At 51.8% G+C, this 1,027-nt stretch carries 1 protein-coding gene; it reads right to left on the reverse strand.

Annotated features, from left to right (window positions below; genetic code table 11):
• Nucleotides 1-139: 139 nt before the first annotated feature.
• Nucleotides 140-1,027 (reverse strand): IS5 family transposase (locus tag INT33_RS21000; protein WP_193092945.1); only part of this gene is annotated, 888 nt, incomplete at its 5' end.

The raw sequence follows: 1,027 nt of genomic DNA on the forward strand, positions 1-1,027 counted from the left end.
GGAAGGTCTGAATAACTGCCGATATTCATCAACGCTCACTTGAGCCGACAAAAAATCGAAAATTCAGACACTCTTCTCCCGTTCTTTGTGTATTTTTGCCCCTTTCCCGCTCATTGAGCGGAAAACGGGCGCAATCGCCCTATTCCCATAGGTATTTTTCACTGATTAGCAGGTTACTGAACGCCGCCAGCAAGTGCAGGCGCTGAGTGTTTTTGGCCAGTCCACGATAGCGAGCCTTGCCATAACCAAAAACGTGTTTGATGTACCGAAAGGGGTGTTCCACCTTGGCACGGATACTGGCTTTGATTTTTTCGACTTTCTGTCGCCTGGCATCTAGCTGCTTGCGGGTGCCAGGCCGTTTGGCAATATACCAAGAGACATCGTTGCGGTGCTTGTGCTCGTCTCGTTTTTGAATACCAAGGTAACCGGCATCACCGAAGACGCGTTGCTCTTCACCGTGAAGGAGCTTATCGGCAGGCACAATGTCATGGACATTGGCAGCCGTGGTCTCGATGCTGTGAATCAACCCAAGCTTATCGTCGACACCTATGTGCATTTTCATGCCAAAGTGCCAAGAGCTACCTTTTTTAGTTTGGTGCATTTGCGGATCGCGCTCGCCTTTTTTGTTTTTGGTGGAACTAGGCGCAGAGATGATAGTGGCATCGACAATGCTCCCTTCGCGCAGCATCAGGCCATTTTTCTCCAGGTGGTTGTTCACTTCCTGGAACAGCACCTTGCCAAGGCCGTGGCGTTCCAGAAAATGGCGAAACTTGAGGATCGTGGTTTCGTCCGGCAATCGGTCCAGTTTCAAACCGGCGAATTGGCGCATGGACTCGATCTCGTAGAGGGCGTCTTCCATGGCCGGATCGCTCAGGTTGTAAAACAACTGCATGCAATGGACGCGGAGCATGGCAGACAATTGATACGGAGGCCGCCCGCTCTCGCCCTTAGGGTAATAACGGGCTACCTTCTTCTCCAACTGCGTCCAGGGGATCAGCTTGTCCATCCGCTCCAGAAAGAGTTCGCG

The sequence above is a fragment of the Halomonas colorata genome, assembly GCF_014897985.1.
Taxonomy (GTDB): Bacteria; Pseudomonadota; Gammaproteobacteria; order Pseudomonadales; family Halomonadaceae; genus Vreelandella; species Vreelandella colorata.